The following is a 14,451-nucleotide window of genomic DNA, read 5'->3' as shown; positions in this document are numbered from 1 at the left end:
GATGATGTTCACACTTTGTGCACAGATGACCTGGGGGGGCCATGGGATCCGTGGGTACCGCGCTGCTCGAACTGCGGACGGCGCAGAAGTCCGCCAAGGGAGTGTCGCTCTACTCCCGCTATGTGAACCGCCCGGTGGGCCGCTACCTGGCCGCCGGATCACACGCTCTGGGGCTGAGTCCCAATCAGGTGACCCTGGTGAGCGCGGTGTTCAGCTTCGCCGCTGTCGCAGGGGTGGCGCTGGGTGATCCCTCCTGGGGCCGGGGCGTCGCCGTGTGGGCCGGTCTCGCCGTGGGGTTCGCCTTCGACTCGGCCGACGGGCAGCTGGCCCGGCTGCGCGGCGGCGGCAGTGCGGCGGGGGAGTGGCTGGACCACGTCGTGGACTGCGCCAAGATCACCGCGCTGCACTCCGCCGTGCTCATCGCCTTCTTCCGTCACCCCGGCCACTTCGGGGTGACCGACGACGTCTGGCTGCTGGTGCCGCTCGGCTTCCAGTTCGCCGCCGTCGTCACTTTCTTCGGCGGACTGCTCACCGAGAAGCTCACCCCCGGGCCGGCCCCCGGGAGCCCGGCCGCGGCGCCGTCGCGGCTGCGCGCGGTCGCGCTGCTCCCCGTCGACCACGGGATCTTCTGCCTGGTGTTCCTGCTGCTCGGCGCCGGGGCGGGCTTCCGCTGGGCCTATACGGTGCTCGGTGCGGCCAGTGCGCTGTTCCTGGCCGCCTTCCTCACGAAGTGGTTCCGGGAACTGAGCGCAGTTCAGCGCTGAACTGCGGTTCCGGCTGGGCCAGTACGTCGAGGGCGCGGCGCAACTGCGTACTCGACGTGTGCACCGTGTACGGGAAGTAGACGATCTCGACGCCCACCGCGGCGAAATCCCGCTCCAGCTTCTCGCCCTTCGCGGTGCCCCGCCAGTCGTCGCCCTTGAACAGGACGTCGAAGCGCACCTGTCTCCAGGTCTCGACCTTGTCCGCGACGGTCTCCACGAACGCCGCGTCCACGTATCTGACACTGCGGACGATCTCCAGCCGCTCCACGAGCGGGATCATCGGGCGGCGCCCCTTGGCCCGCTCGGCCATCTCGTCGGAGACCACGCCGGCGACCAGGTAGTCGCACTGACTGCGCGCGTGACGAAGGATGTTGAGGTGACCGATGTGGAAGAGATCGTAAGCGCCGGGTGCGTAACCGACCCGGTACGGTTTGCCTGCCGTCATGACTGAACCCCCCAGGGAACCACACCCCCCGGTGTGGTGGAAGGTACTGACGATAGCGTGCACATTCCGTTCAGGATGAGTGAACGATCGGGGTGACCAATGGGTTCGCCTCTGGGGGAAGGGACCGCCGCGTGACACAGACGCGACGCAATGATGAACCGGCCGTGAACCGGCGCCGGCTGCTGCTGGTTTCCACCAACTACGCGCCGGAGCACGCGGGCATCGGGCCGTATGCGACACAGATAGCCGAGCACTGGGCACGAGACGGCCACGAGACCCATGTGCTCACCGGGATGCCGCACTACCCGTCCTGGTCGACGGACCCGGCGTACGCCGGTGTCTGGCGCCGGTCCGAGGACCGCGAAGGGGTACGGGTGCACCGCCGGAGGCACACCGTGCCGCCCCGGCAGACCGCCGTCCGGCGGGCGCTCTTCGAGGCCACGATCCTGCTGCACGGCCTGGCCGCGCCACCCCGGACCGGGCGCCCGGACGCCGTACTCGCCCAGATGCCGAGCCTCGCGGGCGGTGTGCTCGGGGCCCGGCTCGCGGCCCGCTGGAAAGCGCCGTACGTCCCCGTGGTGCAGGACCTGATGGGCGCCGCGGCGGCGCAGAGCGGGATACGCGGCGGGGACCGCGCCGCCGCTCTGGCCGAGCGCGCCGAGTCGTACGCCCTGCGCCGCGCCACCCTGGTGGGCGTGATCCACGAGACCTTCGTCGAGAAGGTACGGGCCATGGGCGTCGATCCCGGGCGGATCCGGCTGGTGCCCAACTGGAACCACATACCGGGCCCTTCGCGCCCGCGTGCGGAGAGCCGGGCCCGGCTCGGCTGGCGCGAGGGCGACACCGTCGTCCTGCACTCCGGGAACATGGGACTCAAACAGGGGCTCGACGTCCTGGTCGAGGCGGCCAGACGCGATCCGGCCCTGCGCGTGGTGCTGATGGGCGACGGCAACCAGCGCGGGACGCTGGCCGCGCTCGCCGCCGACGTACCCAATCTGGTGTTCCTGCCGCCCGCCGATGACGGTGAATTCCCGGACATTCTCGCGGCGGCGGACGTCCTGGCGGTCACCCAGCGGGCTTCGGTGCTCGACATGAGCGTCCCCTCCAAGCTGACCTCGTACTTCGCCTCCGGGCGACCGGTGGTGGCCTCCGTCGCCGCCGAGGGCGGCACCGCACAGGAAGTGCTCCGGTCGGGGGCCGGGGTGCTCGTTTCCCCGGAGGATCCGGACGCCCTGCTGGCCGCGGTGCGTAGACTCGCCGGAGATCCGGTGACCGCCGATGCTCTGGGGGCTGAGGGGCCGCGTCATGTGGCGTCCCACTTGTCGAGGGACGAGGGACTGGCGCGGATCGACGCACTGATCGAAGAGGCCTTGGGGGGTCCACACACGTGACGGACACGCACGCTTCCGCGGCGAGGGACGACGAACCGGACCTGCTGAGGGACCAGTTCCGGCAACTGCTGCGCTACCGCCGTCTCATCGGCCTGGGAATCGGGATCGGCCTGCTCGGCGGTGCCTGGCTCGGGGTCACCTCCGCCGAGAGCTACGCGGCGGCCAGCGACATCCGGCTGCGCGCCCCCACCAACGACCCCTTCAACCCGGCCCTTTCGGTGGACAAGACCATCAACATGGGCACCGAGCGGCAGACCGCGGTCAGCAGCAGTGTCGCCGAGGTCGCCGTCCAGGCCCTGGGCCTGCCCGACAGCCGTCTGGCCGCCTTCCAGCGCGGGCTCCAGGTCACCAACCCGCCGCAGACGATGGTGCTCCACTTCACCTACACGACGACCTCGCCCGAGGAGGCGGCCCGCCGTGCCAACGCGGTGACGAAGGCATACCTCGATCTGCGGAAGAAGCAGTGGGGCGAGCTCCGGGACAGCATGGTCAAGAAGTCACAGAACCAGCTGAACCCGATCGCCAAGGAACAGAACGACCTGGCCAAGCAGCTGGCGGTCGAGGGCAGCGGCGCCCCGGACTCCTCACGGGCCCGCAACGACGACCTGCTCAGCAAGGTCGGCACGCTCAACAGCCAGATAGCCAGCCTCAAGGCGCTCGACATGACGGCCGGCACCGTCATCGTCAAGGCCGTGCCGCCGACCGCCTCCAGCGGTCTCGGACTGATCGTCTCGCTCGGCGTCGGCGGCGCCGTCGGCATCGCGCTCGGACTGCTCGCCGCCTGGGTGCGGCTGGTCTTCGACCCGTCACCCCGCTCGTCCGGCGACGTCGCCCGCGCGGTGCGGGCCCCCGTACTCGGCACCCTGCCGCGCGTCGCCGACGGCGGCCCGCTGCTCGCCGTGGACCAGTCGGACTCCCGCCTCGCCGAGGAGTACCGCTCCGTCGCCTTCCGGCTCGCCTACGACCAGCGGTTCGCCGACCGCCGCCGGCTGCTGGTCGCGGCCCCGCGCGGCGGCAACAGCGAAGCGGCGGCGGCCGTGGCATCCAATCTGGCGGCGTCGTTCGCCGAGACCGGCAAGGACGTACTGCTCGTCGAGGCCGACCTGCGCACACCGTCGCTCACCGCCCGGCTGCGCGCCAACGCGCCCAGCCGCCCGGGCTGGAGCCTGCCGCCCGACTTCGACGAATCCGGCTGGCCCGGACCCCGGCAACTCCAGGTCGACGCGGGCGAGTCGGGGGCCTTCGACCTGATCCCCGGTGAGCGCGTACGGAATGTGGCGCGCGCCCTCACATCGGCCCGGATCACCCGGCTGATCGAGGAGGCCGACTCGCCGAACGCGACGGTCGTCGTGCTCGCTCCGCCCGTCCTCGCCTACGCCGACGCGCTGGCCCTGGTCGACCGGGTGGACGGGGTGCTGATCGTCTGTGACCCGCGTGCCGTGCACCGGGCCGACCTCGTCCGCATCCGGGAACTGATCACCGGCGCGGGCGGCACCGTACTGGGCGCCGTCACCCACTCGGCCGCCCGCAGGCCGGGTCGCCGTACCGCCGCCAAGTCCGGCCACCGGGGCGGAGGCGGCCGGGCATCGGGCAGACCCGCGCCGCCGGGCGCGGCGCCGCAGCTTCCGGCACCGGCACCGTTCCCGGCGGCGCCACGCGTCCCGGCAGGGGACGACACCGTCGCCCTCGGCATCATCCGCGCCGGCGACCGGTGAGACGTTCGGCCGTCGTCGCCGCCTCGGTGCTCGACCAGGCTGCCTCAAGCCTCACCAACATCCTGGTGCTGGTCATGGCGGCCCGGGTCTCCACCACCGCCGGGTTCGCCGCGTTCTCGATGGTCTATCTGACCTTCACGGTGCTGCTCGGCCTCAACATGTCGTACGTCGGACAGGCCGTCGTGCTGGAGCGCGGCGACCGGACGGCGCTCGCATCGGCCTGCCGCTCGGCCGCCGCCTTCACCGGCTCTGCCTCACTCGCCGCGGGCGCGCTGCTCGCGGCGGGCGGCGCGGCCGTCGGCGGCCGGCTGGGGCAGACCTTCCTGGCGCTGGGACTCGTGCTGCCCTTCGTGCTGCTCCAGGACGGCCTGCGCTACTCCTTCTCCGCGCTCCAGCAGCCCCACCGCGCACTCGTCGCCGATGTGCTGCGGCTGCTCTGCGTGGTGCCCGCCCTGCTCCTCCAGCCGCACCACGCGAACCCCGCCCGGCTGGTCGCCGTCTGGGGACTGTCCGCCGTCCCGGCGCTCCTGACCGGCCTGCTGCTGCTGCGGCCCCTGGTACGCGGGGCCCCCACCCAGGTACGGCGCTATCTGCGGCGCGGCCACCTCGGGATGCGGTTCGTCGTCGAGTTCGCCGTCGGCAACGCCTCCAGCCAGCTGGCCGTCCTCGGCCTCGGGCTGTTCGCCAGCCCGCTGGCCGTCGGCGCGCTGCGCGGCGCGACCACGCTCTTCGGCCCGCTCAACGTGCTGTTCAACTCGGTCAACGCCTTCGGCCCGCCGGTCCTCGGCCGGCTGGGCGGCCGGCGGGCCACCGCGCGCGCCGCCGCCGTGCTGGGCTGCGTACTGGCCGGGGTGGGCTTCGGCTGGGCCGCGGTCCTCTACGCCCTGCCCGACCGGGTGGGACACCAACTCCTCGGCGCCACCTGGCAGTCGGCATCGGCGCTGCTGCCCGCCACCGGCAGCCAGTACGCGGTGATGGCGCTCGGCACCTGCGCTCTGGTCACCCTCCGGGTGCTCAGCCCGCGCGCCACCCTCTCGCTCCAGGTGGTCTTCTCGCTGGTCTCCGTGGCGCTGATGCTCGGCTGCTATCCGTTCGGCGGCGTCATGGGCGCGGCCTGGGGGCTCGCGGCCGGTTCCGCGCTCAAGGCGGTCGCCGCCTGGACGCGCGTCGTCCGGCTGGGCCCGGCGGCCGAGCCGGTCACCGGCGGGGACGCTCAGCGCAGCACCGCACCCCTGTCCTGACGGTAGGTGGTGACCATCGCGATGCAGATCACCGCGATGGCCACCCGGCCCGACGCCTGGAGCAGCGGACCGCGCAGCAGGATGAACGAGTAACCGGCGACGAGCGGCACCACGAGAGAGATCAGGCTTCCCGGAGGTGTGCGCCGGATCGCGCGGCGGGCGTATCTCCGGTCCACCCGGGCGGCCGCGTACCCCATCGCGAGCAGCCCCAGCGTCATCCCGGCCGGGCCGAAGTCGATCCACAGCTCCGCCCACACCGGCGAGGAGAGGTTCGTGTTGACCGCGTCCATCCACTCCCCGACCATCACCCCGGTGTCGTGCGGCTTGCCGTGCCACACCGAGCGCGGGACGGCGAACAGTAGCGATCCGGCCAGCTGCTTGCCGTAGAGGTGTCCGACACCGGACCGCTCGAAGGTGATGGTGTTGGCGAACATCCCGATCTGGTCGTAGTCCTTGAGCGCCAGCGGCTCCAGTACCGAAGTGGTCTCCACCGGGTGGTAGTTCTGCTCGTCGTAGCGGAAGCGGTCGGCGAACGGGAAGATCACCAGCGCCACCACCACCCCCAGGCTCAGCGCCGAGCGGTACATCGCCGCGCTGACCGGGAACACCGTGAAGAGCAGCGCGAGCAGCACGGTCAGGAACCAGTAACGCGGGTTGGAGATCGGGTTGTTGACCACGGTGTTCAGTGCGGCAAGGGCGATCCAGACGGTGATCACCGCGGGGGATCTGCGGGCGCGGCGCGACGTGACGAGCCAGCGGGTGTACGCGAGCAGGGCGAAGAGCGCGGGGACCGTGCCGAAGCCGCGCAGCAGGGCCTGGCCCGCCTGCGAGTCGGCCTGCGAGATGCCCGCCTCCTCGATACCGGCGATGATCTCCTGCCGGCTGCTGAAGAAGACGGCGGGCCCGCCCAGTTTGACGATGAGCGCCGCACTGCACACGAAGGCGACCACGACCAGCAGATACAGCCGCCTGCGGTGCACCAGCGCGGGTCTGGTCCCACCGCGGCCCTTGCCGCCGGGCCGGTGCCGGGCGAGCAGCGCGCCCACGTCGAAGGCGGCGCAGCCGATGAGGACGAGCGCCACGGCCTCCGTCACGTCCGAGCGCGGCCCCACCACGGGCGTCGGAACCTTGCCGAGCACCGCCTGAGCCAGCGGCGCCACCCCCATCGCCATGTAGACGAAGAGCCAGAACGACCCCTGGAGCAGCTTGCGGTGGCTGGTCAGGATCATGCCGGACAGCCTGGCCCCCGCGTAGACGGTCAGGGTGAGCTGGAGCCAGTACGCGGCGTCGTGGACCCCGTCGCCGGGCTGTACGGCGACGAGCAGCGGCAGTACGAGCGAGAGCCCGAGCGCGAGCGGCACCGACAGGGCCCGTGAGAGCAGCGTGCGCGGGGAGACGGCGGGCGCGAAACGGAGGGCGGCCGCGGGGACCCCGGCGGGGCCGGGGACCGGGCCGCGCCCGGCGGCAGCGGCCGGCGGCCCCGGCCGGGCGCTCTCGCTCGTGTCCGTCGCCATGGATGGCCCCCGCCCCCTGTTGAACGCCCCGGTGTCGTTCCCCGCAGTTCCCCGCCCGCAGTCTACCGACGCCGCGCTGTCGCCTCTCGTCACGCACTAGGCTGAGCGCTCAGGCGTCTGGGGAGGCGCCAGTGGGGGTGAAGTGATGCGGAATCTACCGGCGTTCACGCTGGCCGGGTACGACAAGGGCCGGGGGCGGCTGACCCAGGCGCTCTGGTTCGCCGTGATGAACACCGTCTTCATGGCGTGGTTCTGCCCGGCCCGGCTGCGCGTCGCGCTGCTGCGGGCCTTCGGAGCGACGATCGGTGAAGGGGTGCTGATACGCCACCGGGTGCGGGTCCTGTGGCCGTGGAAGCTGACGGTGGGTGACCACACCTGGATCGGTGAGGGCGCCTGGCTGCTCAACCTGGAGCCGGTCACCCTGGGGGCGCATGTCTGTGTCTCCCAGGAGGCGCTGCTCTGCACCGGCAGCCATGACCACCGTGCCGCGGACTTCCGCTACCGCAACGCCCCGATCGTGGTGCAGGACGGCGCCTGGGTCGCCGCCCGCGCCACGGTGCTCGCGGGCGTCACCATAGGCGCGCACGCCGTCGTGGCGGCGGGCACCGTCGTCCACCGGGACCTCCCGGACCTCACGCTGCACACGGCCGAGGGCCGCCGCCCGGTCGAGGAGCCCGTATGAGAGTCCTGCACGCCGTCACCCTGCACAGTCCGACGCACGCCTTCGGCGGCCCCGTCCGGGTCGCGCTCAACCTCTCCCGGGGGCTGCGGGAGCGCGGTCACGAGGCGCGGCTGCTCGCCCTCGGCGACGGCTTCGGAGGTCCGCTGCCCACCGAGGTGGAGGGCGTACCCGCCCGGCTCTTCCGCGCCCGCAGAATGCTGCCGCTCGGCTTCAGCGGCATCACCTCACCCGCCCTGATCGCAGCCGCCGGGCGTCTGGTCCGCGACGCGGACCTCGTCCATGTGCACCTCGCACGCGACCTGGTGACCCTGCCGGTCGCCCTGGCGGCGCTGCGCGCGGGCAAGCCGCTCGTGCTCCAGACCCACGGCATGGTCGACCCCAGCGACCGGCTCCTCGCGAAGGTGCTCGACGCGCTGGCCGTCCGCCGAGTGCTCCGCCGGGCCTCGGCCGTGCTGTATCTGACGGACCACGAACGCAGGGGCCTCGAAGCCGTGGCCCCCGGCCGGCCCCTCCGCCTCGTCCGTCTCGTGAACGGCGTGCCGGCCCAGGAGGCCCGGCCCACCCCGTCCGGACCGCCGCGCATCCTCTACGCGGCCAGGCTGCAGGCCAGGAAGCGGCCGCAGGACTTCGTGGCCGCGGTCCCGGAGATCCTGCGCCACCACCCGGAGGCCGAGTTCGTCCTGGCCGGGCCGGACGAGGGCGAACTCGCCTCCGTACAGGGGCTCATCAGTGGCCTCGGGCTCGGCGAGCGGGTGCACTGCCCCGGTTCGCTCTCGTCCGGTGAGATGCTCGCCGAGCTGCGGCACGCCCATGTCTATGTACTGCCCTCGGTGGACGAGCCGTTCCCGATGTCGGTCCTGGAAGCCCTCGCGGCCGGGACGCCCGCCGTGGTCACGCACTCCAACGGGCTCGCCCGGGACATCGCGGACGCCGGCGCCGGACGTGTGGTCGGCGGCGCGGCGGATCTGGCCTCCGGCGTGCTGGAGCTGCTGGACCCCGGTGCCGGCGAAGCGGCCTCCGCCGCAGCGCGGAAGCTGGCGGCGGAGGCGTTCTCGATGGACGCCGTGCTCGACACCCTGCTCGGCGTGTACGCGAGGTGCTACGCCGGGACCCAGGCGTAGCAGCCGGTCGAGGTGAACTCGGCGGCGCCCGCCGGGACGCGGGCCTCGACCGTACCCTTGGCGCCCGTGCCGGGCCCGGATGCGAGCAGCTTGCCGCCGCTGCCCGAGACGCGCCAGGTGCAGTCGGCGGTGGTCGTCAGGGCGCGGTAGGTGCCCGCCCGCGGGTTTTTCCGCGTGCCGTCCGGGAAGCCCGCGTCCGCGGCCTTGAGGACCGGCTTCTGGTCCGGGCAGAGCAGGGTGATGGCCGCCTTCGCGTCGGGGATGTCGCCCGCGATGACCGCTCCCACCGCCGCGTCCTTGTCGTGTGCGGCGGTCCTGGAAACCCGCTGGCAGCTCTCCTGGCCGGTCTGCAGCACGGCGGAGGGATCCATGTCCTGCGGCACCCGCCCGCTCAGGTACTTCTTGTCCTTCTTGCTGAACGAGCCGGTGACGGGTGTGAGCCGGGAGTCCGGCAGCACCGGTTCCTTCGCCGACGGGGACGGCGAAGGGCCGGTCCCGGTCCGCGGGTCCGGGACGCTCGCCGACGGAGCCGGGGTGTGCTGAGCGCCGGCCCCGTTCTTCCCGCTGTCGTGCGAGGAACCGGACGAGCCGCAGGCGGACAGGGAGACGAGGGCGGCCAGCGCGGCCGCCGCGGCTGCCGTACGCCGGTGGAGTGGACGCATGAGAGTGCTCCTGTGGTACGGGCGGTGCGGGGCCCGGCGGACCGGGCCCCGCACGCGGTCATTGCGGTGGCGTCACCGGCGGATCACGGTGCGCCGAAGGTCAGCACGAGCTGCGGAGTGCCCTCGGCCGCGGTGGCCTCGCGGGACCACAGCCAGAGCGGGTCCGTGCCCGTACTCGTCAGTGCCAGGCTGTAGGGGCTGCCCAGCGCAGGGGTGAGCGCGGTCGGGTCGAGCGGGGCCGAATAGACGGTGGACCCGTCCGTGGCGCCGCTCAGCGTGCCGAGTGTGCCAGGTCCCGGCGCGGGCCGGTCGGTGTACGTCAGAGCCGGCTCGGTCCAGTCCCCGGTGACCGGCACGACGGACTGGCTGTCCGTGGAGCCCGCCCCCGTCTGGGCCGAGGTCTTCACCGAGAGCCTGGCGCTCTTCAGTACCGTGCCCGCCGGGGCCGGCGGCAGGGTGAAGCGCAGATACGACGCGTACGCCGGTGTGCCGCGTACCGCGAGCGAACTCGACGTGCCGTAGTTCGTGCTCGGTGCACCCGCGTTGACGTAACCGTCGTCGGACGCGCGGACGGTGGTGACGGTGTCCGCGGGGGCGCTCGCCAGTCCGTGGTGGTCGGCCACCTGCTGCGCGGTGAGCACCGAGGGGTAGATGGCCGTCTCGTCGATCTGGCCCGCGAAGAAGTTGCTCGTGGGCTGCTGCGGCCAGCCGTTGAGCTGGTCACCGCCGACTCGCCAGTAGCCTGAGTACGCCTGGTTGCCCGTCACCTTGGACGAGGCCTTGAGCGCACCGTCGACATAGAGCGCCATGCCGGAGGCGCCCTGGGTGGCGACCACCTGGTGCCAGGCGCCGTCGTTGTAGGTGCCCGGGGTGGTGACGGTCTGGGCCGAGCCCGGGTACACACCGAAGACCACATTGCCGCTGTCGGTCATGTAGAGGTGCTTGTCGTAGGTGCCGCTGGTCCGGGTGGTGTTGTCGCCGAAACCGACCAGCTTGCCGCCGCGGCCGGTGGTCGTCCTGAACCACGTCTCGATCGAGTAGTCACCGTCCACGGTCGTCCTGCGGTCGCTGTAGACCAGCTGGTCGGTGCCGTCGAGACCCAGCGCCGTACTGGAGCCGTTGACCGCGGCCGGAGTCTGCCGCAGCGACGGGCCGCCCAGCTGGATACCGCTGTTGTCGGACGGGGACGAGTCGCCGGTGAACGGGGAACCGGCCTCGTCGTAGCGCCAGTACAGGGTCGCGCCGTCCTTCAGGACGGCCGCCGGGTACGCATCGGCCGACGAGGGGACGGTGACCGTCGCCGTGGGCGAGAGCCCGCTCGCGTTGCCGGCCGCGTCCGTCGCCGTCACCCGGTAGCTGTAGGTCCGGCCCGCGGTCACACCGGTGTCCCGGAACGACATCTGGGGCCGCGACCACGGCAGCGAATCGCCGTCCACGGTGTACAGCGGGGTGGACGAGCCGTTCCGGTAGACCTTGTACGTCAGCCTGCTGTCGTCCAGGTCGGTGCTGGAGCGCCAGCGCACCTGCACCTCACCGGGCCTGAAGCTGGACGCACTGGCCTGCGGCACCCCCGGCACCCCGGTGTCGGGGCTCGCCGCGAACCGGGTGAGTCCCTGGGCGGGCGCGGCGTTGACCGTGGTGAACTCGCCGCCGACCCAGAGGTACTTGTTGGAGGAGGTCTCCGCGACGGTCAGGGCGCGCGGGCCGATGCCCTCGCCAAGACCGTCGTTGGTGTTCGGGAACCAGCCGAGCTTGCCCACGCCGGTGGTCGGCTGGGCCAGCAGATGGTTGCGCGGACCGTCGGGGAATTCGCCCACGCTGGAGCAGTCGTGGGCGTGCGACGCGCTGTAGAGGACGTTCTCGTACGACAGCACGGCCTGGGTGGCGCCCAGGCAGGTGTCGCGCCAGCGCTGGCCGAGATCGCTGAGGTTCAGCGCGATCCGCCCGTCGAAGACGCCGCCGCCCGTCCCCTCGTTGCCGGTGTAGAAACCGGTCGCGTCGGTCCCGATGGTCTTGACGACCGAGTTGGTCTCGATGAAGCCCGGATAGGTCTTCACGTTCTGGCCCGACGTGGCGTCGACCACGGCGAGCGCGTGCGAGGCGGCGCCGTTGACGGTGAAGAAGTCACCGCCGAGCAGGACGTCGTGCCCGTCGGGTGTGACCGCCACCGCACGGCCCGGCAGATCCGCGTCGGCGCGGAACGGGCGCAGGGCTCCGGTGCCGCTGTCCACCGCGGCGAACCGCTTGCGCGTCTCGCCCGCGACGGTCCCGAAGTCGCCGCCCGCGTACACCGTGTCGCCGGTGGCGGCGAGCGCCCGCACCGTCGCCGGGAAGCTCGGGTGGAAGTCCGCCTTCGGGGCGCAGGTGGCGATGTCGATCGCCGCGAGGCTGCTGGCCTGTACGCCGTTGACGGCGCCGAAGTAGCCGCCCGCGTACAGGGTCTTCTTGTCGGGCGAGACCGCGAGTGCCCGCACGGTCGCGGTGCCACTGCCCACGGTGAACGACAGCTTGCAGGACGTGGGCGCCCCGGTGGCGGCGTTCATCGCCACGAAGTTGACCGCGTCCTGCGGTGTGCCGCTCGCCCCGTCCGGCGGCCGGATCTGCGAGAACGTACCGCCGACGAAGACGGTCCCCTGCGCCTCGGCCAGCGCCCAGACGATTCCGTTCGTCTGCCAGGTCGGCAGGTCGTCCGCGGTGAACGCCACCGGAGGGGTGACCGCCGTGGCCGGAGCCGCGGCTGTCACCCCCAGACCCGCGGTGACCGTGAGGACGAGGGCGGCCGAAAGCCCTCTGGATCTACGCATGTACATACCCCCCAGGCATGAAGTCGTCACGTCAGCGGTCGATGCGGACGTTCGCACCGGCCAGTTGGTCCGCGACCTGACGCACATCGGCGTCCACCATGATCCGGGCCAGCTCCTCGACGAGCACTTCCGGTTTCCAGCCGAGCAGTTCGTTCGCCTTCGCCGGGTCGCCGATCAGCGCGTCCACCTCGCTGGGGCGCTCGTACTTCGGGTCGTAGCGGACGTACTCGTCCCAGTCCAGACCCGCGTGGGCGAACGCGGTCTCCACGAACTCCCGTACCGTCGCCGCGACTCCGGTCGCCACCACGAAGTCGGTGGGCTCGTCGTGCTGGAGCATCCGCCACATCGCGTCCACGTACTCCGGGGCGTACCCCCAGTCGCGTACGGCGTCCAGATTGCCCAGGTACAGCCGGTCCTGGAGCCCCGCCTTGATCCGCGCCACCGCGCGGGTCACCTTCCGGGTCACGAAGGTCTCGCCCCGGCGCGGCGACTCGTGGTTGAAGAGGATGCCGTTCACCGCGTACATGCCGTACGCCTCGCGGTAGTTGACCGTGGTCCAGTACCCGAAGACCTTGGCCGCGCCGTACGGGCTGCGCGGATGGAACGGCGTGCCCTCGTGCTGCGGGGGCGGGGTGGCGCCGAACATCTCGGAGGACGACGCCTGGTAGTAGCGGGTCTCGATACCGCTCGCCCGGATGGCTTCGAGGAGCCGCAGCGCCCCGAGGCCGGTCACGTCACCCGTGTAGAGGGGAGCGTCGAAGGAGACCCTGACGTGGGACTGGGCCCCGAGGTTGTAGACCTCGTCCGGTCTCAGCTCGCGCAGCAGGTTCACCAGCGCCACCCCGTCGGCGAGGTCCGCGTGGTGCAGCACGAAGGACCGGTCGGGCTGTTGCGGGTCCTGGTAGATGTGGTCGACGCGCTCCGTGTTGAAGCTGGACGAACGCCGGACGAGGCCGTGGACCGTGTACCCCTTGGAGAGCAGCAGCTCCGCCAGATAGGAACCGTCCTGACCGGTGACCCCGGTGATCAGTGCGGACTTGCTCATATGGAATGTCCCTCTCTGGCGGACCGGTCCGGGACCGGCCCGGGCACCGTGGTTATGTTGTGGTTCGAGAAACAAGTCAGCATCTTGGCCACGGTGACGGGCTTCGTCCTGGCATGATCCGGCCCATGACTGATTCGCTGTTCCTGCCGGCAGGTGCCCGCATATTCGTCGCCGGCCACCGGGGCCTCGTCGGATCGGCGGTGGCCCGCCGGCTCACCGCCGACGGATACCAGGTCCTCACCCGCACCCGTACCGAGCTGGATCTGCGCGACGCCGCGAGCACCGCGCGCCACCTCGCCGACACCCGCCCCGACGCGGTCGTCCTGGCCGCGGCCAAGGTCGGCGGGATCATGGCGAACAGCACCCACCCGGTCCAGTTCATCGAGGAGAACCTGCAGATCCAGCTGAGCGTGATCGCCGGAGCGCACGCGGCGGGCGTCGGCAGGCTGCTCTTCCTCGGCTCGTCCTGCATCTATCCGAAGCTCGCCCCGCAGCCGATCAGCGAGGAATCCCTGCTGACCGGAGCACTGGAGCCCACCAACCAGGCGTACGCCCTGGCCAAGATCGCCGGAATCGTGCAGATCCAGTCCTACCGGCAGCAGTACGGGGCGGCCTACATCTCCGCCATGCCGACCAACCTCTACGGACCCGGCGACAACTTCGACCTGGAGACCTCGCACGTCCTGCCCGCACTGATCCGCCGCTTCCACGAGGCCCGCACGGCCGGCCGGGACGAGGTGGTCCTCTGGGGCTCCGGCACGCCGCGCCGGGAGTTCCTCCATGTCGACGACCTCGCCTCCGCCTGCGCGCTGCTGCTCCGCTCGTACGACGGTGACGCGCCGGTCAACGTCGGCTGCGGCACCGACCTGACCATCCGTGAACTCGCGGCCACCGTGGCCGATGTGACGGGCTTCGAGGGGCGGATCGGCTGGGACACCTCCAAGCCCGACGGCACCCCCCGCAAGCTGCTCGACATCAGCCGGCTGAGCTCGCTCGGCTGGAAGCCGGGCATCGCGCTGCGCGACGGGATCGCCGCCACGTACGCCGCGTGGCAGCGCGGCTGACGG

Annotated in this window: 12 protein-coding genes; 7 read left to right on the top strand and 5 right to left on the bottom strand. The window is 71.8% G+C overall.

Features of this window, described 5'->3' with window-relative positions:
- Positions 1-41: 41 nt before the first annotated feature.
- The gene (locus OG285_RS02855) at positions 42-764 is read left to right on the top strand and encodes a CDP-alcohol phosphatidyltransferase family protein (RefSeq protein ID WP_371790061.1); all 723 of its coding nucleotides are present in this window, start codon (positions 42-44) and stop codon (positions 762-764) included.
- On the opposite strand, the gene OG285_RS02850 is transcribed toward OG285_RS02855, so the two are convergent.
- Entirely contained in the window at positions 724-1,209 is a 486-nt protein-coding gene (locus OG285_RS02850) for an adenylyltransferase/cytidyltransferase family protein (RefSeq protein WP_356831652.1), read from the bottom strand. The two genes, OG285_RS02855 and OG285_RS02850, sit on opposite strands and share 41 nt — an antisense overlap.
- A gap of 185 nt (positions 1,210-1,394) precedes the next feature.
- On the opposite strand from OG285_RS02850, the gene OG285_RS02845 reads away from it, so the two are divergent.
- The 3 genes from OG285_RS02845 to OG285_RS02835 are packed head-to-tail and all read left to right on the top strand — an operon-like array spanning position 1,395 to position 5,556.
- Complete coding sequence (locus OG285_RS02845) at positions 1,395-2,600, top strand: glycosyltransferase family 4 protein (RefSeq protein WP_356831750.1); 1,206 nt, start codon at positions 1,395-1,397, stop codon at positions 2,598-2,600.
- Positions 2,597-4,315, top strand: a complete 1,719-nt coding sequence (locus OG285_RS02840) for a lipopolysaccharide biosynthesis protein (RefSeq protein WP_356831650.1) — start codon at positions 2,597-2,599, stop codon at positions 4,313-4,315. Before OG285_RS02845 ends, OG285_RS02840 begins: the two co-directional genes overlap by 4 nt.
- Complete coding sequence (locus OG285_RS02835) at positions 4,312-5,556, top strand: hypothetical protein (RefSeq protein WP_371790060.1); 1,245 nt, start codon at positions 4,312-4,314, stop codon at positions 5,554-5,556. The genes OG285_RS02840 and OG285_RS02835 overlap by 4 nt, the downstream gene beginning before the upstream one ends.
- Here the strand turns inward: OG285_RS02835 and OG285_RS02830 are convergent.
- Complete coding sequence (locus tag OG285_RS02830) at positions 5,529-7,070, bottom strand: hypothetical protein (RefSeq protein ID WP_356831646.1); 1,542 nt, start codon at positions 7,068-7,070, stop codon at positions 5,529-5,531. The genes OG285_RS02835 and OG285_RS02830 overlap by 28 nt on opposite strands.
- Before the next feature lie 145 nt (positions 7,071-7,215).
- On the opposite strand from OG285_RS02830, the gene OG285_RS02825 reads away from it, so the two are divergent.
- Together OG285_RS02825 and OG285_RS02820 are read left to right on the top strand one after the other, a co-directional pair.
- A complete protein-coding gene (locus OG285_RS02825; RefSeq protein WP_356831644.1) occupies positions 7,216-7,752 on the top strand; it encodes a WcaF family extracellular polysaccharide biosynthesis acetyltransferase in 537 nt (178 codons plus the stop codon).
- A complete protein-coding gene (locus OG285_RS02820; RefSeq protein ID WP_371790059.1) occupies positions 7,749-8,873 on the top strand; it encodes a glycosyltransferase in 1,125 nt (374 codons plus the stop codon). Before OG285_RS02825 ends, OG285_RS02820 begins: the two co-directional genes overlap by 4 nt.
- Here OG285_RS02820 and OG285_RS02815 read toward each other — a convergent pair.
- The 3 genes from OG285_RS02815 to gmd all read right to left on the bottom strand — a co-directional run bounded on the left by OG285_RS02815 (position 8,852) and on the right by gmd (position 13,384).
- Complete coding sequence (locus OG285_RS02815; protein ID WP_371790058.1) at positions 8,852-9,535, bottom strand: hypothetical protein; 684 nt, start codon at positions 9,533-9,535, stop codon at positions 8,852-8,854. The two genes, OG285_RS02820 and OG285_RS02815, sit on opposite strands and share 22 nt — an antisense overlap.
- Positions 9,536-9,618: 83 nt before the next feature.
- Positions 9,619-12,339: a LamG-like jellyroll fold domain-containing protein gene (locus OG285_RS02810; protein WP_371790057.1), complete on the bottom strand. Its 2,721-nt coding sequence runs from the start codon at positions 12,337-12,339 to the stop codon at positions 9,619-9,621.
- 31 nt (positions 12,340-12,370) lie between these two features.
- Positions 12,371-13,384, bottom strand: coding sequence for a GDP-mannose 4,6-dehydratase (gmd, locus tag OG285_RS02805; protein WP_356831636.1), 1,014 nt, complete (start codon positions 13,382-13,384; stop codon positions 12,371-12,373).
- 125 nt (positions 13,385-13,509) lie between these two features.
- Between gmd and OG285_RS02800 the strand changes: the two genes are divergently transcribed.
- Positions 13,510-14,448 carry a GDP-L-fucose synthase gene (locus OG285_RS02800; protein WP_356831634.1) on the top strand — a complete coding sequence of 313 codons (939 nt, stop codon included), beginning with the start codon at positions 13,510-13,512 and terminating at the stop codon, positions 14,446-14,448.
- The last annotated feature ends 3 nt before the right edge of the window (positions 14,449-14,451 follow it).

This window comes from Streptomyces sp. NBC_01471 (assembly GCF_041438865.1).
Lineage (GTDB): Bacteria > Actinomycetota > Actinomycetes > Streptomycetales > Streptomycetaceae > Streptomyces.
This window is presented reverse-complemented; position numbering and strand designations above follow the sequence as displayed.

Excerpts from the sequence above, each read along its gene's own strand:
- OG285_RS02855 (WP_371790061.1), top strand. The coding sequence starts at position 42 with ATGGGATCCGTGGGTACCGCGCTGCTCGAACTGCGGACGGCGCAGAAG.
- OG285_RS02810 (WP_371790057.1), bottom strand. The coding sequence starts at position 12,339 with ATGCGTAGATCCAGAGGGCTTTCGGCCGCCCTCGTCCTCACGGTCACC.
- OG285_RS02820 (WP_371790059.1), top strand. The coding sequence starts at position 7,749 with ATGAGAGTCCTGCACGCCGTCACCCTGCACAGTCCGACGCACGCCTTC.
- gmd (WP_356831636.1), bottom strand. The coding sequence starts at position 13,384 with ATGAGCAAGTCCGCACTGATCACCGGGGTCACCGGTCAGGACGGTTCC.
- OG285_RS02850 (WP_356831652.1), bottom strand. The coding sequence starts at position 1,209 with ATGACGGCAGGCAAACCGTACCGGGTCGGTTACGCACCCGGCGCTTAC.
- OG285_RS02800 (WP_356831634.1), top strand. The coding sequence starts at position 13,510 with ATGACTGATTCGCTGTTCCTGCCGGCAGGTGCCCGCATATTCGTCGCC.
- OG285_RS02830 (WP_356831646.1), bottom strand. The coding sequence starts at position 7,070 with ATGGCGACGGACACGAGCGAGAGCGCCCGGCCGGGGCCGCCGGCCGCT.
- OG285_RS02825 (WP_356831644.1), top strand. The coding sequence starts at position 7,216 with ATGCGGAATCTACCGGCGTTCACGCTGGCCGGGTACGACAAGGGCCGG.
- OG285_RS02815 (WP_371790058.1), bottom strand. The coding sequence starts at position 9,535 with ATGCGTCCACTCCACCGGCGTACGGCAGCCGCGGCGGCCGCGCTGGCC.